Consider the following 23,276-nt stretch of genomic DNA (forward strand, 5'->3'; position numbering starts at 1 on the left):
CGATCTCGCAGCTCTCGGGCGTGGGACACGGCAGAACGGGGGTGGCTATGACGCACGCGAGCAATACCCAGGGCGGCGCGGTGACGCTCAGCAAGGAAGGCCTGCCCGGCTGGCTGGACCCGGTGGCGCGGGCCGCGGAGACGGTCCAGCCGCTGCAGCTCAGCCGCTTCCTGCCGCCCGAGGACGGGGCCGGCCGGCAGTCCGCCGTGCTGATCCTCTTCGGCGAGGGCGAGCGCGGTCCCGAGCTGCTGCTGATGGAGCGGGCGGGCTCGCTGCGCTCCCACGCCGGGCAGCCCTCGTTCCCCGGCGGCGCGCTCGACCCCGAGGACGGCGACCCGAAGGCCGACGGGCCGCTGCGGGCCGCCCTCCGCGAGGCCGAGGAGGAGACCGGGCTCGACCCGTCCGGCGTCCAGCTCTTCGGCGTCCTGCCCAGGCTCTACATCCCGGTCAGCGGCTTCGTCGTCACCCCCGTGCTCGGCTGGTGGCGCGAGCCCAGCCCGGTCGGCGTCGTCGACCCGAACGAGACCGCCCGAGTCTTCACCGTCCCCGTGGCGGATCTCACGGACCCCGCCAACCGCGCCACCACGATCCACCCCAGCGGCCACCGAGGCCCGGCATTTCTGGTCGAATCGGCCCTCGTCTGGGGCTTCACGGCCGGCATCATCGACCGCCTGCTGCACTACGCGGGCTGGGAGCGCCCCTGGGACCGGGAGAAGCAGGTCCCGCTCGACTGGCGGTCATGACAGGGTGACCTTTGTGAACGTGCTGGACATCCTGTTGCTGGTCGCCGCCGTGTGGTTCGCGATCGTGGGCTACCGCCAGGGATTCGTCGTCGGCATCCTGTCGGTGATCGGCTTCCTCGGCGGCGGCCTCGTCGCCGTCTACACGCTGCCCGTCATCTGGGACGCCCTGACCGGCAACGCGGAGGTCAGCACCACCGCCGCCGTCGTCGCCGTGGCCGTCGTCATCGTCTGCGCCTCCATCGGCCAGGCCCTGACCACCCACCTCGGCAACAAACTGCGCCGGTACATCACCTGGTCCCCGGCCCGCGCGCTGGACGCCACCGGAGGCGCCCTGGTCAACGTGGTCGCGATGCTCCTCGTGGCCTGGCTGATCGGCTCCGCCCTCGCGGGCACCACGCTGCCGACGCTCGGCAAGGAGGTCCGCAACTCCAAGGTGCTCCTCGGCGTCTCCCAGGCGCTGCCCGCCCAGGCCAACACCTGGTTCGCCGACTTCTCCTCCGTTCTCGCGCAGAACGGCTTCCCGCAGGTCTTCAGCCCCTTCGCCAACGAGCCGATCACCGACGTCAAGCCCCCCGATCCGGCCCTGGCGGGCAGTCCCGTCGCCGCCCGCGCCCAGCGGTCCGTCGTCAAGGTCACGGGCACCGCCCAGAGCTGCGGCAAGGTCCTGGAGGGCACCGGCTTCGTCTTCGCCGACCGCCGCGTGATGACCAACGCGCACGTGGTCGGCGGCGTCGACGAGCCGACCGTGCAGATCGGCGGCGAGGGCCGCAAGTACGACGCGAAGGTCGTCCTCTACGACTGGCACCGCGACATCGCCGTGCTCGACGTCCCGGACCTGAAGGCACGCGCCCTCAGCTTCTCCTCGAAGGACGCGGCGAGCGACGACAGCGCGATCGTGGCGGGCTTCCCGGAGAACGGGTCGTACGACGTCCGCGCCGCGCGCGTGCGCGGGCGCATCACGGCCAACGGCCCGGACATCTACCACCGCGGCACCGTCCGGCGCGACGTCTACTCGCTCTACGCGACCGTCCGCCAGGGGAACTCCGGCGGCCCGCTGCTGACGCCCGAGGGCAAGGTGTACGGCGTGGTCTTCGCGAAGTCCCTCGACGACGCCGACACCGGTTACGCGCTCACCGCGGACGAGATCCAGCAGGACGTCGCCAAGGGGCGTGCCGCGAACCAGCAGGTGGGCACCGACAGCTGCGCGCTGTAGGCGTGGTGAAGGGGCTCAGCCGCGGGGGTGACGCAGACGTACCGAGACCCAGCGGGCCCGGCGGCGCAGGATGCGCGGGATTCCCACCCGGAGGTCCGTGCCCTGCATCTGCGGAGTGCCTCCCCGGTGCGAGCTCAGGCCGGTGGCCGAGCGTCGGTTACGGGGTGCGTCACTGTAGTCGTGCGTCCAGCCCATACCCCGACGTGTGCCCGTGCCCCAAGGTCGATAACCGTCCCGGAGCCCCCCAATTGGCCTATGCGCTGGGCATGTGGCCGTTCGGGGAACAGGTGTTCAGGTCCGGATACCGGGCGCATCGACTCGGTCACCGATCGGGCTCGGGGCCTTTCAGCCGGTTCACCGGTCCGGCTCGGGATCCTTCAGCCAGTTGACGAGCTCCGACGAGAACGCCACCGGGTCTTCCTCGTGCGGGAAGTGCCCGAGCCCGTCGAACAGCCGCCAGCGGTACGGCGCTTCGACGTACTCGCCCGAACCGGCCGCGCTCCGGGTGCGCATCACCGGATCAAGGGAGCCGTGCAGGTGCAGTGTCGGCACCCGCACCGGACGCTTCATACGGCGGTTGAACTGGATGCCGTCCGGGCGGGCCAGCGACCGCACCATCCAGCGGTACGGCTCGATCGAGCAGTGCGCGGTCGACGGGATGCACATCGCCCGGCGGTACGCCTCCACCGCCTCGTCGTCCGGCAGCCGCGGCCCGGACCAGTCCCGGATCAGCCGGCCCACCAGCGCCCCGTCGTCGGCGGTCAGCTGCCGCTCCGGAATCCACGGCCGCTGGAACCCCCAGATGTAGGAGCTCGCGGCCGTCTGCCGGGCGTCCCGCAGCATCGCCGCACGCCAGCGCCGCGGATGCGGCATGGACACCACCGCCAGCCGCCGCACCAGCTTGGGCCGCATCGTGGCCGCCGTCCACGCCAGATAGCCGCCCAGGTCGTGGCCGACCAGCGCGGCGTCCGGCTCACCCAGGGAGCGCACCACGCCGGTGATGTCGAGGGCGAGATTGGCGGGGTCGTACCCGCGCGGGGTGCGGTCGCTGCCGCCCACGCCCCGCAGGTCCATCGCCACCGCCCGGAAGCCCGCGTCGGCGAGCGCGACGAGCTGGTGCCGCCACGTCCACCAGAACTGCGGGAAGCCGTGCAGCAGCAGCACCAGCGGGCCGTCGCCCAGCTCCGCGATGTGGAAGCGGGCGCCGTTGGCGGCGACGTCCCGGTGCGTCACCTCTCGGCCACCGGGAACGTCCAGCCGTACGACCGAAGCAGGTTGCGCCGAAGCGGCAGCGGGGTCCGTCATGAGGACGAGCGTGCCACAGCCTCGATGGCAGCGGGGGACCGGTCGTCCAGCGCCGGGGCCGGACGGGGGTGCGGCTTGGCCTTCTGCAGGACCCCCGCGGTCTCCTTCATCGACGCGGCGACCTTCTGCGGACCCTTGCTCTTCTGCGCCTTCTTCGCGAAGACCACGCCGATCAGCGCGAGACCGCCGGCGACGAGGACGTTCGCCGCGAAGGACAGCAGGAAGCAGACCGCGAGATTCCAGTTGCTCCACGTCCGAATGCCGTACGCGAGGGCGAAGTTGAGCATCGGCAGCGAGAACAGCAGCACCGCGCCGGCCACCGTGAACGCGCCGCCGCTGGTCGCACCGCGCTTGACGTCCTGCTTCAGCTGGGCCTTCGCCAGCGCGATCTCGTCGTGCACCAGCGCCGACAATTCGGTCGTCGCCGAGGCGAACAGCTGGCCGATGCTGCGTTCGGCGCCGACCGGGCTGCCGTCGGGTGCGCTCATCGCGGTCTCCCTCTTCGTCTTCGTACCGTCTCGTTTTGTACCGCCTCGTCAGATCATGCCGGACGGTCGTCCTCCTCGCCTGCCCCGCCCGGTACTTCGGCACGCGCGTGGCGTCCCGCGGCCGTCCCCGCGAGGCTCGCGGCGAGCCGCCGGTGCTCGGCCGCCTTGTGCTCGAGGATCTTCGCCATGCGCAGGTGGTACGCCGGGTCGTCCTGCTCGTAGATGTCCGGGATGCCGTCCAGGTCCTCGTCCCGTTCCTCCTGCTCGCACAGACTGCGGTACCGGGCGTTGCGTACCTTCAGCAGCACCGTCGCGCAGACCGCCGCGATCAGCGACCCGGTCAGCACGGCCGCCTTGACCTCGTCGGTCAGCACCGCGTCGCCGTCGAAGGCGAGCTCGCCGATGAGCAGCGACACGGTGAAGCCGATGCCGGCGAGGGACGCCACGGCGAACACGTCCGCCCACGCGAGGTCCTCGCTGAGCGAGGCCCGGGTGAAGCGGACGGTCAGCCAGGTGCCGCCGATGATGCCCACCGTCTTGCCGACGACCAGCCCGAGCACCACGCCCAGCGTCTCCGGCTTGGTGAACACGTCCCCGATTGCCCCGCCGGACACCGGCACACCCGCGCTGAACAGCGCGAACAACGGCACGGCCAGCCCCGCCGACAGCGGGCGGACGAGATGCTCGATGCGCCCGGCGGGCGAGTACTGCTCACCCTCACGGGTGGTGCACCGCAGCATCAGGCCCATCGCGACGCCCGCGATGGTGGCGTGGACCCCGCTGTTGTACATCAGCGCCCAGATGACGAGCGCGAGCGGCACATACACGTACCAGCCGCGCACGCCCGCGCGCAGCAGCAGCCAGAAGACGACGAGCCCGACGACCGCCCCACCGAGCGCGGCGAAGTCGATGCGGTCGGTGAAGAACACCGCGATGATCAGGATCGCGAACAGGTCGTCCACGACGGCGAGGGTCAGCAGGAAGGCGCGCAGGGCGCTGGGCAGCGCCGTGCCGATGACCGCCAGCACGGCGAGCGCGAAGGCGATGTCGGTGGCGGTGGGCACCGCCCAGCCGGCGAGGGAGCCGCCGGTGGCGTTGGTGAGGGTGTAGACGAGCGCCGGTACGGCCATGCCGCACAGCGCGGCGACGACCGGCAGCACGGCGGCCCTCGGGTCCCTGAGGTCACCGGCGACGAGCTCGCGCTTGAGCTCGATACCGGCGACGAAGAAGAAGACCGCGAGGAGTCCGTCGGCGGCCCAGTGCCCGACGGAGAGGTTCAGGCCGAGGTCGCCCGGGCCGAGGTGGTAGTGGCTGACGCTCGCGTAGCTGTGGCGCAGCGCGGGGACGTTCGCCCAGACCAGGGCCGCGACGGCGGCGAACAGCAGCAGCACCCCGCCGACGGTCTCGGTGCGCAGGGCGTCCGCGACGTAGGTCCGCTCGGGCAGGGACAGCCGTCCGAGGACCTTGCGGGGAGCGGTGGTGCGGGGGGCGGGCACGGGGGAGACCTCCGGTCGGTGGGCAGGACGGAGCACATGCCGACCAGACTTCCCGGCGCACCTGAGACTGACGTTGTTTTGCTTAGTTTACCTAACGTGCGGCTGGTGGTGCCCGGGGTGCACCCGAGACGGATCCGGTGATCTCCACGGTAGGCACGAAAAGGGCACCCGGCGCGCTCGTCGCCGGGTGCCCTGGGAGCCGTGCCCAGTCCCCGCGGAAACTCAGTCCTCGCTGGGTGCCGCCGGCAGCTTCGCCTGGATGAGGTCCATGACCGTGGAGTCGGTCAGCGTGGTGACGTCACCGAGCTGACGGTTCTCCGCGACGTCCCGCAGCAGACGCCGCATGATCTTCCCGGACCGCGTCTTCGGCAGCTCCGCCACCGGCAGGATCCGCTTCGGCTTGGCGATCGGGCCGAGCGTGGCGCCGACGTGGTCGCGCAGCTCACCGACCAGCATGTCGTCCTCCGACGCCGTACCCCGCAGGATCACGAAGGCGACGATCGCCTGGCCGGTGGTCTCGTCGGCGGCGCCCACGACGGCCGCCTCGGCGACGGACGGGTGCGAGACGAGGGCGGACTCGACCTCGGTGGTGGAGATGTTGTGCCCGGAGACGAGCATCACGTCGTCCACCCGGCCCAGCAGCCAGATGTCCCCGTCGTCGTCCTTCTTCGCCCCGTCACCGGCGAAGTACCTGCCCTCGAACCGCGACCAGTACGTGTCGATGAACCGCTGGTCGTCGCCCCAGATGGTGCGCAGCATCGACGGCCACGGCTCGGTGAGGACGAGATAACCACCGCCGCCGTTCGGCACTTCCTTGGCCTCGTCGTCGACGACCGTCGCGGAGATCCCGGGCAGCGGCCGCTGCGCGGACCCCGGCTTGGCCTCCGTCACACCCGGCAGCGGCGAGATCATCATCGCGCCGGTCTCGGTCTGCCACCAGGTGTCGACGACGGGCGTCCTGTCGGCGCCGATGTGCTTGCGGTACCAGATCCAGGCCTCGGGGTTGATCGGCTCACCGACGGAACCCAGGATCCGCAGGCTGCTGAGGTCGAACTTCGCGGGGATGTCGTCCCCCCACTTCATGAACGTACGGATGGCGGTCGGCGCCGTGTACAGGATTGTCACCCCGTACTTCTGCACGATCTCCCAGAACCGGCCCTGGTGCGGGGTGTCCGGCGTGCCCTCGTACATCACCTGCGTCGCGCCGTTCGCCAGCGGCCCGTACACGATGTACGAGTGCCCGGTGACCCAGCCGACGTCGGCCGTGCACCAGTACACGTCGGTCTCCGGCTTGAGGTCGAACACCGCCCAGTGCGTGTACGCCGCCTGCGTCAGGTAACCGCCGGAGGTGTGCAGGATGCCCTTCGGCTTCCCCGTCGTACCGGAGGTGTACAGGATGAACAGCGGGTGTTCCGCCTCGAACGCCTCCGGCGTGTGCTCGGCGGACTGCCGCTCGACGATCTCGTGCCACCACACGTCCCGCTCGCCGTTCCAGGCGACCTCCTGGCCGGTGCGGCGTACGACGAGCACGTGCTCCACGTTGTCCACGCGCGCGACGGCGTCGTCCACGGCCGGCTTCAGCGCGGACGGCTTGCCGCGCCGCCAGCCGCCGTCGGCCGTGATGACGATCTTGGCGTCGGCGTCCTGGATACGGGTCGCGAGCGCGTCCGCCGAGAAACCGCCGAAGACCACCGAGTGCGCGGCGCCGATACGGGCCGAGGCCAGCATCGCGATCGCCGTCTCCGGGATCATCGGCATGTAGATCGCGACCCGGTCGCCCTTCCGAACTCCCAGCTCCAGCAGGGCGTTCGCCGCCTTGGAGACCTCGTCCTGCAGCTCGGCGTAGGTGATCGCGCGGCTGTCACCGGGCTCCCCCTCGAAGTGGATGGCGACCCGGTCGCCGTGCCCCGCCTCGACGTGCCGGTCCACGCAGTTGTAGGCGACGTTGAGGCTGCCGTCCTTGAACCACTTGGCGAACGGCGGGTTCGACCAGTCCAGCGTCTCGCTCGGCTCGGTGGCCCAGCTCAGCCGCCGCGCCTGCTCGGCCCAGAAGCCGAGCCTGTCAGCCTTGGCCTGTTCATACGCCTCCGCCGTGACATTGGCGTTCGCGGCCAGCTCGGCGGGGGGCGCGAACCTGCGCTCTTCCTTGAGCAGGTTGGCCAGGCTTTCGTTGCTCACGACATCTCCCTCTCGCAGGGTGTCTGTTGTGTCCCAGGCCACAGCTCATCAGACCCGGGGGGCCGATGACAAGGGCCGACCGGAAATTGGTTTAGACCTGTCGTGATCTGGATCGGCCCGTGGTCGGGGTGGTCAGCGCCATCCCTGCACACGCACGCCGAGCAGCCCCGGTTCAGTACCCACGGGGGCTCCCCGGCGCATCGTTGGACACACCCGGCGTGTCGCCCTGAGGGCCAACCGTCCGGCAGGCCGGGAGCCGACGGCTCCACCGGACCGCCGTGCGGCAGGGCTCGCGGGCGGCCGTGCCGCCGGGGGGACTGAGGGCCACCGTGTCACCGGGGACTCGCGGGACCGCTGTCCTGCCGCAGCCTGCCGGACCGCCGGAGCCACCGCCCGCGGCCCGGCATCCGCTGGGTCGGCCTCACGCCGGCCCGGCCAGTTCCTCCGTGCCCGGTACGTGCTCGAACACCGGGTCCCCGTCCGCCCGACCGAGCAGATACGCCTGCGCCTCACCCACATGGAAGTACATCCCGTGCAGCTCCAGCACACCCTCCCGCAGCGCCCGCGCCACCGACTCGTGGGCGCGCAGGTGATCCAGTTGCTGGACCACGTTGGCCAGGCAGAGCCGCTCCACCGCGTCGGCGGAGGGCCGGCCGGCCAGGCGTGCTCCGGGGCGGGTGCTGTCGGTCATCCGCTGGAGGCTCGGCAGCCCGTGCCCGAGCCACCGCTTCAGCGGTGTCCCCGCGCCGCCGGACTCGGAGTTGAGCAGCGCCTGCATGGCTCCGCAGCCGGAGTGCCCGCACACGGTGATCGACCGCACCTTCAGCACGTCCACCGCGTACTCGATGGCGGCCGCCACCGACTCGTCGCCGCTCTCCTCGCCCGGCAGCGGGACCAGGTTGCCGACGTTGCGGACGACGAAGAGGTCGCCGGGACCACTGGAGGTGATCATCGAGGTGACCAGCCGCGAGTCGGCGCAGGTGAGGAAGAGCTGGGACGGTCGCTGCCCCTCCCGCGCCAGACGCGCCAACTCGTCCCGCACCAGGGGTGCGGTGTCGCGCTGGAACGCGCTGATGCCGCGTACCAGGTCGTGCCTGCCGTCGGGTCTGTCGTCGGGTCTGCCGTCGGGTCTGTCGTCAGGTCCGGGCCGGCGCGATCTGGACGTGGTGGTCCGGACGCCGCCCCGACGGCCGGTCAGTTCGGCGGATCCGCCCTGCGCGGTGTGTGCGTGCTGCCAGTCCTGCAGTGACTCGTACGCCGCGTGATCCATGAACGATCCGTGCAACTCCACGACGGCGTGGGCGCCTTGGGGTAGGAGATGCAGGGCTCGGCTGAGCCGTGGCACCGCGAGGAACGTCAACTGGCCTCTTACCTGGACGTAGTGGACTCCTCCTTTCTCTTCGTGCGTGATGCGGGTGCGGGCGAGGCGGTGCAGGGCCACGGCGACGGCCACGGCGACCCCGGACAGCACCCCCTCGAGGACGCCTAGGGCCACCACGCCGAGAGTAGTGGCCGCGTACACCAGCACCTCGCGGTGGCGGGTCACCGTGCGGATGTGGTGCAGGGACACCATCTGGATGCCGACGGCCATCACCAGGGCGGCGAGCGAGGCGAGCGGGATGAGATCCAGGATCGGGACCATCAGCAGCGCGGCGACTACTACGAGAACGCCGTGCAGCATCGTGGAGTTCCGGCTCACGGCCCCGGAGCGCACATTCGCCGAACTCCGCACGGCCACCCCCGCGACCGGCAGGCCGCCGAGCGCCCCGGAGACGATGTTGGCGGCACCCTGGCCGAGCAGCTCGCGGTCCAGGTCCGAGCGGCCGACGCGGGCCTGGGCGCCGGGGCGGGCGGCGACCAGTTTGTCCACGGCGACCGCCCCGAGCAGTGACTGCACGCTGCACACCAGGGTGGTGGTGAGCACGGCGGCGGCGATGCCGAGCACCGGTCCCTCGGGCAGTCCGGCCAGGGCGTGGCTGCGCCAGGACGGCAGGTCGACCCTGGGCAGTGTCAGCCCGGTGAGCGAGGCGGTCGCGGTGGCCCCGGCGACGGCGACGAGCGCGGCCGGGATCCTGCGCAGGAAACGGCCCGGACGGCCGGGCAGCCGCGGCCAGGCCAGCAGCAGGGTCAGCGTGAGCGCGCTCATGGACACGGCCGCGGGGTGCAGGCGGGCCAACTGCTCCGGCAGCGCGCGGAGGTTGTCGAGGACGGAGCTGTGCGGGTTGCCGCCGAGGACGATGTGCAGCTGGGCGACGGCGATGGTGATGCCGATGCCGGCGAGCATGCCGTGCACCACGGCCGGGCTCACGGCGAGCGCCGAACGTGCCACGCGCAGGCAGCCCAGGCCGAGTTGGGCGAGGCCGGCGAGGACGGTGATGCCGCACGTCGCCCGCCATCCGTAGCGGTCGATCAAGTCGGCGGTGACGACGGTGAGTCCGGCGGCCGGGCCGCTGACCTGGAGCGGGCAGCCGCCCAGCCCTCCGGCGACGATTCCGCCGACGGCGGCGGCGACGAGGCCGGCCTGGAGCGGGGCGCCTGTGGCGAGGGCGATGCCGAGGGACAGGGGCAGGGCGATCAGGAAGACGGCGATCGAGGCGGACAGGTCGGCGCCCGCGACGCGGAAGCGGCGGGGCGGACTGTGCGGCTGGTGGGGGCGCTTGGTGGGCGCCGGGGTCTGGGGCTGGGCGGGTGCGCAGGCTGACATGTTTCCCGTCTCCTCCGGGGCAGCGCGGTCGCGGAACTCGGTCGCGGCCGTGGGTCACGGCGTGCAGTGGCGGGATGGATCAACGCATGAATCAACTGTCGGTAAATGAATCGTAATGCAGAGTAAAGGTCAGGCATGGATTTTTGGAGCAAATGGTGCATTAGTTCACTCGCCAGAGTGATGTGAGCCTTTTATCGGCTTGTCGTATTAATTCCTCTCTTGGCCCTGTGCGACCTTGGCGGCGCTGTCGGCACAACCCGGCACATCACCACAAAACACCCTCGTCAGCGTTTGTCTGAGAGAAGGAAGAAGGTGGGCGGAACATGGCCGCCACCCAGAGGATCGCCGCGGGCGCCATGGCCGCCGCGGCCTGTGCCGCGTCGCTGGCCGGTTGCGCGACAGGCGCCAACAGTTCGAAGGAAGGGGCGCCCGGCCCGCAGAAGGGAGCACCGCCACCCAACAGCGTGCTCCATCTGATCGGCGACGGCTCCACCGCGTACACCGGGACGCAGCCGCACCTGCCCAGACCCGAGCGGCTCGAACCGGGCCAGAAGCCGCCCCAGTTCGTGATCTTCTCCTGGGACGGGGCGGGCGAGGACAGCCAGAAGCTGTTCTCCCACTTCCGCGAGGTCGCCAAGGCCAACAACGCGACCATGACGTACTTCCTCAGCGGTGTGTACCTGCTGCCGAAGGAGAAGCGCGACCTCTACAGGCCGCCGCAGCACGCGCAGGGCAGTTCCGAGATCGGCTTCAACGACGAGCAGGGCATCGCCGACACCGTCACGCAACTGCGTCTGGCCTGGCTGGAGGGCAACGAGATCGGCACCCACTTCAACGGCCACTTCTGCGGCAACGAGGGCGGCGTCGGCAAGTGGTCGGTGGCGGAGTGGAAGAGCGAGATTTCCCAGGCCAAGGGGTTCGTGAAGAACTGGAAGACCAACACGGGCATGACGAAGGAGCCGCCACTGCCCTTCGACTACGACAAGGAGCTCATCGGCGCCCGCACCCCCTGCCTGGAAGGGCAGAAGAACTTCATGAAGGCGGCCCGCGACTTGGGGTTCCGCTACGACACCAGCGGAGTCAACGACCAGGTCTGGCCGAAGAAGAGGTACGGCCTGTGGGACCTGTCGATGCAGCTCGTGCCCTTCCCGGGGCATTCCTACGAGCAGTTGACCATGGACTACAACTTCATGGTCAACCAGTCCGGCACCTCGACCCAGGGTGACCCGGACAAATACGACTACTGGGGCGACCAGATGCGGGACGGCCTGATCAAGGGCTTCTACCGCGCCTATGACGGCAACCGCGCCCCCCTGGTCATCGGCAACCACTTCGAGTCCTGGAACGGCGGCACCTACATGCGCGCCATCGACGAGGTCGTCGAGCAGGTGTGCAACAAGCCCGACGTGCGCTGTGTGTCCTTCCACCAGCTCGCCGACTGGCTGGACGCCCAGGACCCGCAGGTGCTGGCGAGGCTGCGCACCCTGAAGGTGGGCGAGGCCCCCAGGCAGGGCTGGGCGTCCTTCCTGTCGGGCCGCAGCGCCCCGGCACCGAAGGGGGTGCCGGGGGCGCCGGCGGTCACGCGGTAGCCACCGGGGCGGTGGCCGTCAGGCGGGGGCGGCGACCGCCTCGCTGAGCACGAAGGAGGGGTCGACCTGTGCCGCCAGGTCGGCCCCGGTGCGCTCGTTGCCCCATGACTGGGCGTTCTTCAAATGGAAGTGCACCATCTGGCGCGTGTAGCGCTCCCAGTCCCGCACCTCGTAGGTCGCGTCGGCGGCGGCCCGGAGAGTGCGCAGGGCGCGGCGGTTGGCGTCCTCCAGGAGTTCGAACCGGGGCGGCCGGCCCTTCTCCATCGCGCGCACCCGGTCGGAGTGTCCGACGGTCACCAGCAGGTCCTCCCCGACCTCCGTGCGCAGGAAGTCGAGGTCGTCCTGGCCCTGCACCTTGTTGCCGACGACCTTCAGGGTGACGCCGAAGTCGCGGGCGTACTCCTTGTACTGGCGGTAGACGGAGACCCCCTTCCGGGTCGGTTCGGCGACGAGGAACGTGATGTCGAAGCGGGTGAACATGCCGGAGGCGAAGGAGTCCGAGCCCGCCGTCATGTCGACGACCACGTACTCGTCGCGGCCGTCGACCAGATGGTTCAGGAACAGCTCGACCGCTCCCGTCTTGGAGTGGTAGCAGGAGACGCCCAGGTCCGCGTCCGTGAAGGGCCCGGTGACCATCAAACGGACGGCACCGCCGTCGAGTTCCACCGGCCGTGCGCAGGCGTCGTACACCGGGTTCGGTTCCCGGACCCGCAGCAGTCGTGAGCCCTCGCCGGGCGGGGTCGTCTTGATCATCGTCACGGTGGACGAGATGCGCGGGTTGCTGCCGCGCAGGTAGTCCTTGATCAGTGACAGCCGCTCGCCCATGGCGGGCAGCGCGGCCGCCTCCGACTCCTCGAGGCCGAGGGCGGCGCCGAGATGCTGGTTGATGTCGGCGTCGACGGCGACCACCGGCGCGCCGGCCGCCGCGAGGTGGCGGATGAAGAGGGAGGACAGCGTGGTCTTGCCGCTGCCGCCCTTCCCGACGAAAGCAATTTTCATGTTCACCAAGAGTAGTCGGGCCATAGCTCTGCGTGCCGCTCGGAGTGAAGAAGACCACTCCTTCGTGGGGTGGGGCGCCGGGGTGCGTAGGGTCGTACTCATGAGTACGACAGGCGCGTCCGCCGATCCGCTTGCGGCCCTGGGCTCCCTGCCCGGTGTGGCCGAGTCCGTCGAGTCCGTGCGCAAGGCGGTGGACCGGGTCTACGGTCACCGGATCATGCGGCGCCGCAGCAACGCGATCACCTCCGAGGCGGCCCTGCGCGGCGCTCGCGGCTCCGCTGCGCTGTCCGGTGCCGGCTGGGCCCTGGAGGAGGTGCGCAGGCGCACCGACTTCAGCGGCGACGACGAGGCACGCGTGGTGGGCGCGGCCCTGCGGCTGACCGCGGAGGCAGGCCAGCTGCTGTCCATCTGGCGGCAGTCGCCCCTGCGGGTGCTGGCCCGGCTGCACCTGGTCGCCGCGGCGAGCAAGAGCGACGAGGTCGGGCGCCCGCGTCAGGCGGGTGAGCCGGTCGACGAGCCGCTGATCGAGCTGCCGCTGCCGGACGCGGCGGAGGTGTCCGGGCGGCTTGAGGGCCTGGCGCAGCTGATCATCGCGGGCGGTTCCGCGCCCGCGCTGGTCACGGCCGCCGTCGTGCACGGCGAGCTGCTCGCGCTGCGCCCCTTCGCGTCCCACAACGGCCTGGTCGCGCGCGCTGCCGAGCGGATCGTCCTGATCGGCAGCGGCCTGGACCCGAAGGCGGTCTGCCCGGCCGAGGTGGGCCACGCCGAGCTCGGCCGCGCCGCCTATCTGGCGGCCCTGGACGGCTATGTGTCGGGAACCCCGGAGGGCATGGCGGCCTGGATCGCCCACTGCGGCAGGGCGGTGGAGCTGGGCGTGCGCGAGTCGACGGCGGTGTGCGAGGCGCTGCAGCGCGGGGCGGCCTGACCGGAGGAAAGGAAAAAGCCCCTCTGGAGGGGCCTGAAAACAGGGTTGCGGCGGTACGAGTGCTCGTACCGCCGCTGGCATGATCACCGAGTTACCAAGCGTCCTCGAATGTCGCCCATCAGGTCGGGAACTTTGCCCGTAACCTGGTGCGGCTGGCCCGTAATCGACGGGTCGACGTCGCGTGGGTTCCTGGTGTTCATGCTCGGTCCGTGGGCCAAATGCGTTTTAAAGGTGATCCTCTCGGATGTCCTTCGGTCTCGCGGGCCGTTAAGTCCTTTGTACTGCAAGCCTGGAGCAAGCGGAACCCCTGCCCGCAGTTCTTTACTTTTAGGTTCAAAGGGGCCGCAAACACGTCAGACCGCTGAGCCGCGGCGCCGGCTGGTGTACCAGACGAGGCCCGCGGTGGCGGCCGCTGCCCCTATCGCCGCCGCCGCGACCAGGGTCGGCCGCGGCGGTACGGACAGGGTGGGCAGCCGCTTCTTGAGCCGCACCGGGCGGTGGAAGTCCAGGATCGGCCACCCGCGCGTGAGTGCCTCGCGGCGCAGGGTCCGGTCGGGGTTCACGGCGTGCGGATACCCGACGGCCTCGAGCATCGGCAGGTCGGTCGCCGAGTCGCTGTAGGCGTAGCAGCGGGCGAGGTCGTACCCCTCCGTTTCGGCCAGCTCCTTGATCGCCTCGGCTTTCGTGGGGCCGTAGGCGTAGTACTCCACCTCGCCGGTGAAGCAGCCGTCGTCGCCCACGATCATGCGGGTGGCCACCACGCGGTCGGCTCCGAGCAGTTCGCCGATCGGCTCGACGACCTCGGCGCCCGAGGTGGACACGATCACCACGTCGCGTCCGGCCGTGTGGTGCCGTTCGATGAGGGACGCGGCCTCGTCGTAAATGATCGGGTCGATCAGCTCGTGCAGGGTCTCGGCGACGATCTCCTTGACGTGCTGCACGTTCCAGCCGCGGCACAGCGTCGACAGGTACTCGCGCATACGCTCCATCTGGTCGTGGTCGAGGCCGCCGACGAGGAAGACGAACTGGGCATACGCGGTACGCAAGGCGGCCCTGCGGTTGATCAGTCCGCCTTGGTAGAAGGACTTGCTGAAGGTGAGCGTGCTCGACTTCGCAATGACCGTCTTGTCCAGGTCAAAGAAGGCCGCTGTGCGGGGCAAGGAGTGGTTTTCCACGACCCTGAGCATAGGCGCCCACCATTCGGCGTAAGGTGTGGCGCGTGGGTTTGCCTGAGAGGGCTCTCGGGTACACCATGGAAGTCACGGATCGTTCGCGACCGTGCTAACCCGGCCCGACTCCTCCCCCCCCGAGTCGGCCGTGGGGACGACCCCCGCTCTCCCCCCCGGCGGGGGTCGTCGCATGTCCGGGTGGGTTTTCTTCTTGGTTCACGCGGCTTCGAGGCCGTCGGTGCGCGGCGTCGGCCGCCATCTCTGCATGTCCATGATCCGTCACGGAACGTAGTCACCGGGCTGCTCTGCGGATATCGGGCAGGGGAGGGTGCGGGAGTCACCGGTACGGGTGAGGCCGATATTCACAGCCGCCGGGTTGTCCACAGTTTTCCACCAAGATCCACACGATTTCCGGGATCGCTGCACCGTGATTCCAGCGCGCTCCGACCGCGGCGAGTTCATGGCCGGTTCTGTTTGCCGGAGCGCCAATGGCCGGTTTCTGTCGGCCGCTCATATGGCGGTCGCCTTGCCGGTTCGTCACACGTTCGGGAATCGCGTGGCCGCAGGCAACTGCGCGCACGACGCGGCGAAGGGGGAACACACCATGACCGGAACCGTCACACACGATCCAGCGCCCGCCGCCGCCGGACGGCCGGGACAGCCGCTGATCGTCACCGAGGACGCAGAACTCCTCGACGACCTGCTGCGCCTGTGCGCGGCGGCCGGCGCCACACCCGAGGTCCACCCCGGCGTACCGGAACGCGGCGGCGGCTGGGAGGCGGCCCCGCTCGTCCTGGTCGGCGACGACGCGACACGGCGCGTACGCGGGGCCGCGCGCCGGCGCGGAGTGGTGCTGGTCGGCCGCGACCAGGACGACGCCGGTGTCTGGAAACGGGCCGTCGAGATCGGCGCCGACCACGTCCTGATGCTGCCCGAGGGCGAGCAGTGGCTGGTCGACCGCATCGCCGACGTCGCCGAGGGCGTCGGCCGCCCGGCGCTCACCGTCGGTGTCATCGGCGGCCGGGGCGGGGCCGGGGCGTCCACGCTGGCCTGCGCGCTGGCCGTCACCTCCGCGCGCGAAGGGGTGCGCACCCTGCTCGTGGACGCCGATCCGCTCGGCGGCGGACTGGACGTCCTCCTGGGCGGCGAGAGTGCCGAGGGACTGCGCTGGCCCGCCTTCGCCGGCTCACGCGGCCGGGTCGGCGGCGGCGCCCTGGAGGAGTCGCTGCCCCAGTTGCACTCCCTGCGGGTGCTCAGCTGGGACCGGGGCGACTGCGTCGCCGTCCCGCCCCAGGCCGTACGGGCGGTGCTCGCCGCGGCCCGGCGGCGCGGGGGCACGGTCGTCGTCGACCTGCCGCGCCGCCTGGACGACGGCGTCGCCGAGACCCTCGCCCAGCTCGACCTCGCGCTGCTCGTGGTCCCCGCCGAACTGCGCGCCGTCGCGGCGGCCGGACGGGTGGCGTCCGCCGTCGGCATGGTCCTGCGCGATCTCAGGGTGGCGGTACGAGGGCCGTACGCGCCCGGCCTGGACGACCGCGAGGTGGCCCGGCTGCTCGGACTGCCCCTGGCCGGCGAGGTGCCCGTCGAACCGGGCCTGCTGCGCCCGCACGGCGGCGGCAAACCGCCCGGTGCGACCAGTCGCGGACCGCTGGCGCGCTTCTGCACGGAGTTCTGGGAGCGGGCCCTGGTGGAGGCGGGTGGCGTATGAGTGAGTTTCCCCGACTCGAGCGGGCGGACTCCCCGGCACTGCTCGACGGCGTACGGCGGTGGCTGGCCGAGAGCGGGGCCGAAGCGACACCCGCGCGCGTGGCACAGGCGCTACGCGAACAGGGACGGGTGCTCGGCGACGCCGAAGTCCTGGGAGCAGCCGAGCAGTTGCGGTCCGAGCTGGTGGGCAGCGGCCCGCTGGAGCCACTGCTCGCCGACCCGGCGGTCACCGACGTCCTGGTGTCGGCCCCGGACCGGGTGTGGGTGGACCGGGGCGGCGGACTGGAGCTGACCGGGGTGACCTTCCCCGACGCGGCGGCCGTACGACGCCTCGCGCAACGGCTGGCCGCGGTGGCCGGACGCCGGCTCGACGACGCCCGGCCCTGGGCCGATGCCCGGCTGCCCGACAGGAAGCAGGCTTAAACACACTCTATGCCATGGAGGCGGCTCGTGTGGTGCAAAGACTGAAGCCCCGCCCGGCAAGTAGCGGACGGGGCTTGGTGGTTCATGGCCAGCGGTCGGACTGACGCTTGCTCAATCAGTCGCGTTCACGTGCCCGCCTCCAGTTCACCCGGCGTAGGGCCATGCGGAAACTCTGCGGCGTGGCTCGGGCATGCGTACAAGGTCACTCCAGGGCCGCTCGGGCGCTCGATGTACCGGACTGCCACAGGGGCGTACGTCCACTGGTGGCAGCGGCAGCACACCGCGCCGGAAGGCTCGTGGGCGGGTTCGGGTCCGAGCAGTGCGGCGACGAACCGAGGGGCGGTCATGCGGCGACCCTCTTTCGCGTGACGACGCTGCCGAGACCCATGGTCGGAAAGTCGTAGTCCACCCCGAGTGCTGCGAACTGGCTGGCCCAGAGCCGTTCACGTTGTACGGCGGGCAACCTTTGCGCCCACTCGTCCCTGAAGATGGCTCGGACTTCCTGGGAGGACGGCCCGGTCCACGGTCGGGACCACGGGGTTGCGGGGGTGGGGTCGGGCTCGCTGGTCTGAGCGGCGAAGTACTCGGCGCTGTGGCGTCCGGGCCGGCGAGGGGCGAGGACGGTGAGCACCCAAGAAAGGGCGTGGGCGATAACATCGAGCATGGTCGTTTCAGCTCCCTTGAAGCTGTCTCGGCAAGCCCCGATGGACCGGGCCTAATCGGTCTGTCGGGGCGTCTTTGTGTTCGGGGAATCACGCTAAGCCAACACGTCTAACTCGTCTACCTGTCTAACTCATCTGCCCGTCTAAGTCGCCCAGGGTTTGCCCGTTGTCTACGCTCTGCCCCATGCCCGAGCGCTCCGAGAATCCGCACGCCCCGCGAGCCCCCTACATGGATGTGTTGGACGCTCTGACGGAAGAGATCAAGGGCAAGGGCCCGGGTGATCCGATTTCTTCAGAGGCGGAGTTGTGCGAGCGGCACGGCGTTGCGCGGGAGACTGCCCGCCGGGCGGTGCGCATCCTGAGGGAAAAAGGGCTCATTGAGACCCGGTGGGGCAAGGGGTCGTTCGTTGCCGGTCCTGTTGAGCAGGGCGAGAGCGAGTACCAGGGGGACTAACGCGGAGCCCCGCCCATGCACCACGGGGGCAGCACACGGACGGGGCGGTGTGGTGACGCTCGGGCCGCGTCACCGACCAGCACACCGAGGGGTGGGGGACTGCGGTGTGCCGGGCTTACAGGGCGCCCACGGACGCGCGCCACCGACCACGGGACAGGTGGCACACCCCATCGGGCGTGATACGGACGCGAGCACCGAGTAGCGGCAATGCGCCTTCTGCGTTGAGCCGGTTCCGGATGCGTTCCAGGGCATCCCAGAGCCGTTGTGGGCCGCTCTGGTGGACTTCCGGTGGGTCGGTCCATTCGGCGGATGCGCGTGCCCATGAACCATCGGGGTGTACCAGGTAGGCGGTTCGTTGCCTTCCGCTGGTCTCGTAGCCGAGTTCGACGCCGGGTGTGGTGACTTCCAGCATGGAGCGGAGTTCCCATGCGTTGGCCACGTCCACCACGGGGTAACGCCCGGTGTTCTTGTGCTCGCCCTCAGCCTCGCGGGTGAGCGTGAACAGCTCGGCTAGGGCGGGCGGGTAGTCGTCGCCGGATCGGGTGAGCATGAAACCCGCCATGTCCCGCTCTACCTGCCCGATCACGTCCCCGTTCCGGTCTTTCCACCCGGTAACGATCAGGGACGTGCGCGCGAGCGTTGTTGCGACGCGTCCTCCAGGGCTCAGTGCGGCGAGCACTGCCCGGAGTCCCGGCCCTGGGGACAATGCCACCGTGCACACGATCCGGTCGTATGAGCCCGGTACGTGCTCGGTGGCGTCCGCCGTGATCATCTTCGGGTGGTAGCCCATGGACGCAAGCCGTTCCCCTGCCGCGCTGACTAGGTACGGGTCCACGTCCAGACTCGTCACGCACCCGTCTCCGAGTCGGTGACAGGCGTACGCCGTGAGTCCGCCGGCTCCGGTGCCCAAGTCGAGCAGGGACAGCCCGTCGCCGAGTCGGCCGTGTCGCAGCATCCGGACAACCAAGCTCGGCAGTGTGGCGGACGAGGTGGGTAGGCCCTTGGGCTGGTCGCCAGGCTTTGCCTGGTCGGCGTGCAGCGTGCCAACCCTGGTGATCAGCGACCGGTCTGCGTACGCGGCGTTCGCCCACGCTTCCGGGTCGCTCGGCCCGTCCCGCAGCACCCATCGTCCCGCGTCGTCCACGTCCCACCAACGCGGAACCAGTGCGTGACGGGCGGTGCGTGCCACGGGGGCGAGCCAACGCGAGTCCGGGTCGGTCACCTGGTCCGCGAGGGCGTGAGCCCTTGTCTCCCAATCCATGCCGCTGAGCCTTCCAGGTCAGTACGCGGGATCACATGCTTCGGTGTTGGCCGGATCGCAGTCGCCCGAGTCGTCCGGCGGGCACGCGTTCACGCGCGGGGGCGGAATGCTCGCCGACAGGTTCACCCAAGCCTTCCCACGGAACAGCTCGGCGAGCCGCGTTTCCCGCACGTGGCCTGCCGGAAAGTCGCGCGAAAGCACGCAGCCAGCAAGGTCCCCGTTGGGGAGGATGGCGGCTCGGCCCCTGGTGCATCTGCCGCACATCTCGTCCAACGTCGGCTTCGTGCCGGGCAGTGCGGCACGACCCACGGCGCGCACCCGGTCCGTGTTGATGTGCTTCACGCCCATGGATTCAAGCTCGGCGCGGGCTTCGGTTACGCGCTGCCCCGGCAGGATGTCCACGATCCCGGCTCGGATGGTGACTCCACGGTTGACGGCTTCCCGGATGTTGCACCGTGTGCGGGCGTAGCTGCCGTTCCGGCCCGTGATCTTGTCGTGTTCGGCGGGGTCGTCGCTGTAGTAGCTCGTAGCGAGCGTCACCCCGTCGCGTGTGAACAGGTCCCACCACTCGGGCCTGACGTGGAACAGGTTTGAGTACACCTCGACGTGCAGTCCGAGCGACAGACCGAGTTCCGCGAACTCACGCCAGTTCGGGTGAGTGGTCGGCTCACCGCCGATGAGCTGGATGGTCCGGATGCCCAGAGCGGCGGCGTCCGTGATGACCGCATGCCAATCAGCGGGCGTCATCGTGCCATGCGTCGCCTGCGGGCTGGACTCGGACAGGCAGTGCGTGCAAGTGAGCTGGCACTTACCGGTGATCTCCAGTTCCAGGGACCGGATACCGGCGACGGGTGATGCGGCGGGCGGTTCAAGGAGTGTGGTCACGTGCTGCTTCCTTCCGCTTGGTGGGTGGGGCTTCCGTGGCCGGACCGCGCCGCTAGGCAATGAGCAGCAGATATCCGCCGAGAGATGCGGTGGCGCCCTCGTCCTGGTGCTCTTCGTCCTCCTGGTCGTCCGGTGCGGCCGGCTCGGTGGCCTCGGTGTCGCTGCCGGTGGGCTCGGGTTTGGCGGTGTTGTGCTCGGTGGTCGCGGTCATCTCCGCACTCCCTTCTTTCGCGCTGTCCCGGCCCGGTCGGGCTCGGGGTAGTGCCCGCCCCCTGTCACAGAGCGAGTCAATGTGGCGGGGGCGGAGTCTCAGAGCGGGCGGCTAGGTCCACCGCCACGGGTCCTCGGCAAGCACGTACAGGGGATGCGATAGCCCGCCGATTCGGTGGCATATCGGCTCCGGTGCCAACGGGGCGCCCTCGTCGGTCGATAGCCCGACTGGCCAGACAGACAGGGTGTACGTGCAGTCCGTATCCAGGAACTTCGCGAACATCGGATGCCCGCCCTTGAGATGCTGGCGCGCTTCGCGCTCCTCGGTCTGGTCGATCGTCCAGGCCCTGAGTTCGGCGGGGCACTCCGGAAGGGGCATGCTCGCCACGAGCATGGACGGGTGTACCCACCCCGAACTGAGGGGATCGAGGTCAATCCGATCCGCGATGCGCAGTGCTTCGCTGCGAAGCCAGCGCAGCGCGAGCACGGGGGAAATGGTCTGGTAGGTGGCTAAGACATACCGGGCGCTCTCTCCCGTGCCGCACACAAACCCCTCGGCGAGCACCTCGCACCAGTAACCCGCAGGCTCCGGCTGGCTGGTCATGTCGGCTCATCGCGCCACATGACCCACCGGCGCTCGATCACCTCGGCGTAACTCGTGTGCTCGGGGTGCGCGCGCATGTGGTCGAACGCCCACCCCTGGGGTTCGGTGGGGTCCTTGCTCGGCGGCGACTCCTTGGCACACTCGGTGTCGTCGTCGTTGAGCGTGAGGCACCGAAACGCGTACATCGTCGGCGGAGAGTCTTCGTCACGGTCCGGCCGAAGGGTCCAGTTAAAAAAGGCGAACTTGCGGCGGGTTCGGGTACTCACAGCAGCTCACCCCGGCTACACGCATTCGCGCGGGCAGTCTCGGCATGCAAGCGCTGCTCGGGGCTCGCCGGCCGCACCTCATCCGGGGTAACCGACCATTCCTTGCCGCCCCCGACCGGACGCAGATGCCAGTATCCGTACGCCACACCGCGAAACTCGCCGACCCGATCACGCGCGTCCATCACGAGCGTGCCAGGGCTGGGAAGCCGCGGGGGGCCCTGCCGCTGGGTGGGGTCGTTCTTGCCGGACATGACCGCTCCTCTCCGTAGTGCTTCCACTACCAGGGCGATTCAGCGTGGCCTACAGTCGAGACCCGTTCAACGTGTCATCGAAGGATGAAAGGTCGCGAACGCACCGTGAACAAGAACGAGTTGAACCCGGACGCTTCTCCCGAGGCGGCCTACGGAGCGCGTTTACGCAGCCTGCGGGAGGCGCGCGGCTGGACTCAAGAGGACCTGGCCGAACGCACGGAATATTCCAGTGTGCATATTTCAGCCGTCGAAAATGGTCGGAAGCCTCCAACTCTCCGCTTCTCGCGTAGTGCTGACCGTGCCTTCGGCATCGCGGGCACAGCAGAGTCGTTCGAGCGTCAGTACCGCGAGCTTCGACGCGGTTCGTTGCTGGAAGGGTTTCCTGAGTACGTCGGGTACGAGGGCCGCGCAGTAGAGATCCGGTTGTTTGAGATTGGGATCATCCCCGGCTTGCTTCAGACACCCGCGTACGCACGCGCCCTGGCAGATGGTGACGTTCGCCGGGGCACCATCACACCCGAACAAGCAGCTGAACGGGTCTCCGTCCTGGCGGAGCGGCAGGCGACGCTAGTACGGTCCCGGCCGCCGACGATGCTTGTGGTGATGGACGAAAGCTGCATCCGCCGTCCAGTCGGCGGCACCGAGGTCATGAACGAGCAGCTACAACGCCTCGTAGAGTTCGCTGCGTTGCCGAACACTCATCTTCAGGTTGCGCCGTACGACATAGGCGAACGACGGCCGTTCAACCTGCCGATCAACCTACTGACGATGTCAGATCGGTCCATGATCGCGTACGCGGAGTCCCAGGCCCGAGGGCACTTGGACCGCGAATCCACGTTCGTTCTGTCCTCGCTATCGGCCTACCATCAGTTGCAGGCCGAAGCCCTGTCGCAGACAGAATCCGTGGCCGTGATCGAACAGCTTCGAAAGGGCACCCCGTGACGACCGAATCCCCCCGCTGGTTCAAGTCCTCCTACAGCTCCAACGGCGGCAACTGCATCGAGGTGGCCGCAAACCTCGTCGTCTCACGCGGCGTGGTCCCTGTCCGTGACTCCAAGACCCCTGCCGGCTCGGTTCTGGAGTTCCCCACTGACGCGTTCGCGTCCTTCGTGGCAGGCGTCAAGGAAGGGTCGTTTGGTACCGCCTGAGCGCTGTCTCTGCCCTCGGCCCAGCGAACGCAGCAACGGCCAAAGCCCCGCCACGCCCAAACCCCGAGGGAATGGCGGGGCTTTCTGTGCGTCTACCCTGACTGCTGACTCGGCCGAGCGGCGGTGATCAACCGCGCACAAGCGGCGTGACCTGGTGTGATACCCCTAATGGTGGGCGGGACGTGCCGCCCAAAGCCCCGGAGCCGCATTCGTTGAGACCGACCCCTCTTGCGACGGCTCCGGGGCGCCCTGGTCACCGTTCTTTGGCTGCTTCATCGGGACACTCATCCGGATAAGTGGTTGACCTCCTCGGCGTGGCGTTGGATCCTGGCCACTCATCCGGATGAGTGGTTGGCGGCTGATTGGTCGTTGGCTGCTCGTCCTCTTCGAGTCGAGAGGATTTCAATCATGGGGCGTAAGGCTCTACGGACACTGGTGGTCTCGGGTGCGCTGGTGGCTGGCGTCGGCCTGGTGGGCGTGTCGACGGCGTCGGCCATGCCTGTTGACCCGGGGTACTCGTCGGGTGGCTCCGGCGGAGCGGGGGCGTCGTATCCGGCGGATCGGTCGGTGTTCAAGTCGGCGACGGTGGACGGGTT

Annotated in this window: 24 protein-coding genes and 1 pseudogene; 10 read left to right on the forward strand and 15 right to left on the reverse strand. The window is 69.7% G+C overall.

What is annotated here, in order from left to right:
* Positions 1-47: 47 nt before the first annotated feature.
* Positions 48-743 (forward strand): NUDIX hydrolase, encoded by a 696-nt coding sequence (locus ACIBBH_RS27230; protein ID WP_399408926.1) that lies wholly within the window; start codon positions 48-50, stop codon positions 741-743.
* A gap of 13 nt (positions 744-756) precedes the next feature.
* Complete coding sequence (locus ACIBBH_RS27235) at positions 757-1,956, forward strand: MarP family serine protease (protein ID WP_399408927.1); 1,200 nt, start codon at positions 757-759, stop codon at positions 1,954-1,956.
* Positions 1,957-1,971: 15 nt separating this feature from the next.
* On the opposite strand, the gene ACIBBH_RS27240 is transcribed toward ACIBBH_RS27235, so the two are convergent.
* From ACIBBH_RS27240 to ACIBBH_RS27265, 6 genes are all read right to left on the reverse strand, one after another.
* Positions 1,972-2,151 (reverse strand): hypothetical protein, encoded by a 180-nt coding sequence (locus ACIBBH_RS27240; protein WP_399408929.1) that lies wholly within the window; start codon positions 2,149-2,151, stop codon positions 1,972-1,974.
* A gap of 159 nt (positions 2,152-2,310) precedes the next feature.
* On the reverse strand, positions 2,311-3,261 hold the full coding sequence (locus tag ACIBBH_RS27245; RefSeq protein WP_399408931.1) for an alpha/beta fold hydrolase: 951 nt from the start codon (positions 3,259-3,261) through the stop codon (positions 2,311-2,313).
* Positions 3,258-3,749: a phage holin family protein gene (locus ACIBBH_RS27250; RefSeq protein ID WP_399408933.1), complete on the reverse strand. Its 492-nt coding sequence runs from the start codon at positions 3,747-3,749 to the stop codon at positions 3,258-3,260. Before ACIBBH_RS27250 ends, ACIBBH_RS27245 begins: the two co-directional genes overlap by 4 nt.
* Positions 3,750-3,802: 53 nt before the next feature.
* Entirely contained in the window at positions 3,803-5,245 is a 1,443-nt protein-coding gene (gene nhaA / locus ACIBBH_RS27255) for a Na+/H+ antiporter NhaA (RefSeq protein ID WP_399408935.1), read from the reverse strand.
* 222 nt (positions 5,246-5,467) lie between these two features.
* A complete protein-coding gene (gene acs / locus ACIBBH_RS27260) occupies positions 5,468-7,423 on the reverse strand; it encodes an acetate--CoA ligase (RefSeq protein WP_399408937.1) in 1,956 nt (651 codons plus the stop codon).
* Positions 7,424-7,844: 421 nt separating this feature from the next.
* A complete protein-coding gene (locus tag ACIBBH_RS27265) occupies positions 7,845-10,127 on the reverse strand; it encodes a SulP family inorganic anion transporter (RefSeq protein ID WP_399408939.1) in 2,283 nt (760 codons plus the stop codon).
* Between the two features lie 323 nt (positions 10,128-10,450).
* On the opposite strand from ACIBBH_RS27265, the gene ACIBBH_RS27270 reads away from it, so the two are divergent.
* Positions 10,451-11,716: a hypothetical protein gene (locus ACIBBH_RS27270; protein WP_399408940.1), complete on the forward strand. Its 1,266-nt coding sequence runs from the start codon at positions 10,451-10,453 to the stop codon at positions 11,714-11,716.
* A gap of 18 nt (positions 11,717-11,734) precedes the next feature.
* On the opposite strand, the gene ACIBBH_RS27275 is transcribed toward ACIBBH_RS27270, so the two are convergent.
* On the reverse strand, positions 11,735-12,715 hold the full coding sequence (locus ACIBBH_RS27275; protein ID WP_399408942.1) for an ATP-binding protein: 981 nt from the start codon (positions 12,713-12,715) through the stop codon (positions 11,735-11,737).
* Positions 12,716-12,815: 100 nt separating this feature from the next.
* Here ACIBBH_RS27275 and ACIBBH_RS27280 point away from each other — a divergent pair, with 100 nt between their 5' ends.
* Positions 12,816-13,640: an oxidoreductase gene (locus tag ACIBBH_RS27280; RefSeq protein WP_399408944.1), complete on the forward strand. Its 825-nt coding sequence runs from the start codon at positions 12,816-12,818 to the stop codon at positions 13,638-13,640.
* 353 nt (positions 13,641-13,993) lie between these two features.
* Here the strand turns inward: ACIBBH_RS27280 and ACIBBH_RS27285 are convergent, their stop codons facing one another.
* Complete coding sequence (locus ACIBBH_RS27285; protein WP_399408946.1) at positions 13,994-14,827, reverse strand: HAD family hydrolase; 834 nt, start codon at positions 14,825-14,827, stop codon at positions 13,994-13,996.
* Between the two features lie 586 nt (positions 14,828-15,413).
* On the opposite strand from ACIBBH_RS27285, the gene ssd reads away from it, so the two are divergent.
* On the forward strand, positions 15,414-16,517 hold the full coding sequence (gene ssd, locus ACIBBH_RS27290; RefSeq protein WP_399408948.1) for a septum site-determining protein Ssd: 1,104 nt from the start codon (positions 15,414-15,416) through the stop codon (positions 16,515-16,517).
* 29 nt (positions 16,518-16,546) lie between these two features.
* Positions 16,547-16,924, forward strand: a pseudogene (locus tag ACIBBH_RS27295) (ATPase, T2SS/T4P/T4SS family); the annotation flags it as partial.
* A 358-nt stretch (positions 16,925-17,282) separates the two neighbouring features.
* Here ACIBBH_RS27295 and ACIBBH_RS27300 read toward each other — a convergent pair.
* Entirely contained in the window at positions 17,283-17,603 is a 321-nt protein-coding gene (locus ACIBBH_RS27300) for a hypothetical protein (protein ID WP_399408950.1), read from the reverse strand.
* Positions 17,604-17,785: 182 nt separating this feature from the next.
* Here ACIBBH_RS27300 and ACIBBH_RS27305 point away from each other — a divergent pair, with 182 nt between their 5' ends.
* Entirely contained in the window at positions 17,786-18,055 is a 270-nt protein-coding gene (locus ACIBBH_RS27305) for a GntR family transcriptional regulator (RefSeq protein ID WP_399408952.1), read from the forward strand.
* Between the two features lie 115 nt (positions 18,056-18,170).
* Here the strand turns inward: ACIBBH_RS27305 and ACIBBH_RS27310 are convergent, their stop codons facing one another.
* From ACIBBH_RS27310 to ACIBBH_RS27335, 6 genes are all read right to left on the reverse strand, one after another.
* Positions 18,171-19,316 (reverse strand): methyltransferase domain-containing protein, encoded by a 1,146-nt coding sequence (locus ACIBBH_RS27310; protein ID WP_399408954.1) that lies wholly within the window; start codon positions 19,314-19,316, stop codon positions 18,171-18,173.
* 18 nt (positions 19,317-19,334) lie between these two features.
* Positions 19,335-20,201, reverse strand: coding sequence for a radical SAM protein (locus tag ACIBBH_RS27315; RefSeq protein WP_399408956.1), 867 nt, complete (start codon positions 20,199-20,201; stop codon positions 19,335-19,337).
* Between the two features lie 52 nt (positions 20,202-20,253).
* Positions 20,254-20,412, reverse strand: coding sequence for a hypothetical protein (locus ACIBBH_RS27320; RefSeq protein ID WP_399408958.1), 159 nt, complete (start codon positions 20,410-20,412; stop codon positions 20,254-20,256).
* Positions 20,413-20,523: 111 nt separating this feature from the next.
* Positions 20,524-21,015 (reverse strand): hypothetical protein, encoded by a 492-nt coding sequence (locus tag ACIBBH_RS27325; protein WP_399408960.1) that lies wholly within the window; start codon positions 21,013-21,015, stop codon positions 20,524-20,526.
* Entirely contained in the window at positions 21,012-21,200 is a 189-nt protein-coding gene (locus ACIBBH_RS27330; protein WP_399408962.1) for a hypothetical protein, read from the reverse strand. Before ACIBBH_RS27330 ends, ACIBBH_RS27325 begins: the two co-directional genes overlap by 4 nt.
* Before the next feature lie 77 nt (positions 21,201-21,277).
* Positions 21,278-21,532 carry a hypothetical protein gene (locus ACIBBH_RS27335; protein WP_399408964.1) on the reverse strand — a complete coding sequence of 85 codons (255 nt, stop codon included), beginning with the start codon at positions 21,530-21,532 and terminating at the stop codon, positions 21,278-21,280.
* A gap of 105 nt (positions 21,533-21,637) precedes the next feature.
* Between ACIBBH_RS27335 and ACIBBH_RS27340 the strand changes: the two genes are divergently transcribed.
* The 3 genes from ACIBBH_RS27340 to ACIBBH_RS27350 all read left to right on the forward strand — a co-directional run.
* On the forward strand, positions 21,638-22,474 hold the full coding sequence (locus ACIBBH_RS27340) for a Scr1 family TA system antitoxin-like transcriptional regulator (protein WP_399408966.1): 837 nt from the start codon (positions 21,638-21,640) through the stop codon (positions 22,472-22,474).
* Positions 22,471-22,680 carry a DUF397 domain-containing protein gene (locus ACIBBH_RS27345; protein WP_399408968.1) on the forward strand — a complete coding sequence of 70 codons (210 nt, stop codon included), beginning with the start codon at positions 22,471-22,473 and terminating at the stop codon, positions 22,678-22,680. Before ACIBBH_RS27340 ends, ACIBBH_RS27345 begins: the two co-directional genes overlap by 4 nt.
* Before the next feature lie 408 nt (positions 22,681-23,088).
* A partial coding sequence (locus tag ACIBBH_RS27350) for a hypothetical protein (RefSeq protein ID WP_399408970.1) occupies positions 23,089-23,276 on the forward strand: 188 nt, incomplete at its 3' end.

Source organism: Streptomyces sp. NPDC051636, from assembly GCF_044453765.1.
GTDB lineage: Bacteria > Actinomycetota > Actinomycetes > Streptomycetales > Streptomycetaceae > Streptomyces.

Bases quoted from the DNA above. Each gene is read 5' to 3' on its own strand.
- ACIBBH_RS27230 (WP_399408926.1), top strand. From the start codon at position 48: ATGACGCACGCGAGCAATACCCAGGGCGGCGCGGTGACGCTCAGCAAG.
- ACIBBH_RS27240 (WP_399408929.1), bottom strand. From the start codon at position 2,151: ATGGGCTGGACGCACGACTACAGTGACGCACCCCGTAACCGACGCTCG.
- ACIBBH_RS27245 (WP_399408931.1), bottom strand. From the start codon at position 3,261: ATGACGGACCCCGCTGCCGCTTCGGCGCAACCTGCTTCGGTCGTACGG.
- ACIBBH_RS27250 (WP_399408933.1), bottom strand. From the start codon at position 3,749: ATGAGCGCACCCGACGGCAGCCCGGTCGGCGCCGAACGCAGCATCGGC.
- ACIBBH_RS27265 (WP_399408939.1), bottom strand. From the start codon at position 10,127: ATGTCAGCCTGCGCACCCGCCCAGCCCCAGACCCCGGCGCCCACCAAG.
- ACIBBH_RS27270 (WP_399408940.1), top strand. From the start codon at position 10,451: ATGGCCGCCACCCAGAGGATCGCCGCGGGCGCCATGGCCGCCGCGGCC.
- ACIBBH_RS27275 (WP_399408942.1), bottom strand. From the start codon at position 12,715: ATGAAAATTGCTTTCGTCGGGAAGGGCGGCAGCGGCAAGACCACGCTG.
- ACIBBH_RS27280 (WP_399408944.1), top strand. From the start codon at position 12,816: ATGAGTACGACAGGCGCGTCCGCCGATCCGCTTGCGGCCCTGGGCTCC.
- ACIBBH_RS27285 (WP_399408946.1), bottom strand. From the start codon at position 14,827: ATGCTCAGGGTCGTGGAAAACCACTCCTTGCCCCGCACAGCGGCCTTC.
- ssd (WP_399408948.1), top strand. From the start codon at position 15,414: ATGACCGGAACCGTCACACACGATCCAGCGCCCGCCGCCGCCGGACGG.
- ACIBBH_RS27300 (WP_399408950.1), bottom strand. From the start codon at position 17,603: ATGCTCGATGTTATCGCCCACGCCCTTTCTTGGGTGCTCACCGTCCTC.
- ACIBBH_RS27305 (WP_399408952.1), top strand. From the start codon at position 17,786: ATGCCCGAGCGCTCCGAGAATCCGCACGCCCCGCGAGCCCCCTACATG.
- ACIBBH_RS27310 (WP_399408954.1), bottom strand. From the start codon at position 19,316: ATGGATTGGGAGACAAGGGCTCACGCCCTCGCGGACCAGGTGACCGAC.
- ACIBBH_RS27320 (WP_399408958.1), bottom strand. From the start codon at position 20,412: ATGACCGCGACCACCGAGCACAACACCGCCAAACCCGAGCCCACCGGC.
- ACIBBH_RS27325 (WP_399408960.1), bottom strand. From the start codon at position 21,015: ATGACCAGCCAGCCGGAGCCTGCGGGTTACTGGTGCGAGGTGCTCGCC.
- ACIBBH_RS27330 (WP_399408962.1), bottom strand. From the start codon at position 21,200: ATGTACGCGTTTCGGTGCCTCACGCTCAACGACGACGACACCGAGTGT.
- ACIBBH_RS27335 (WP_399408964.1), bottom strand. From the start codon at position 21,532: ATGTCCGGCAAGAACGACCCCACCCAGCGGCAGGGCCCCCCGCGGCTT.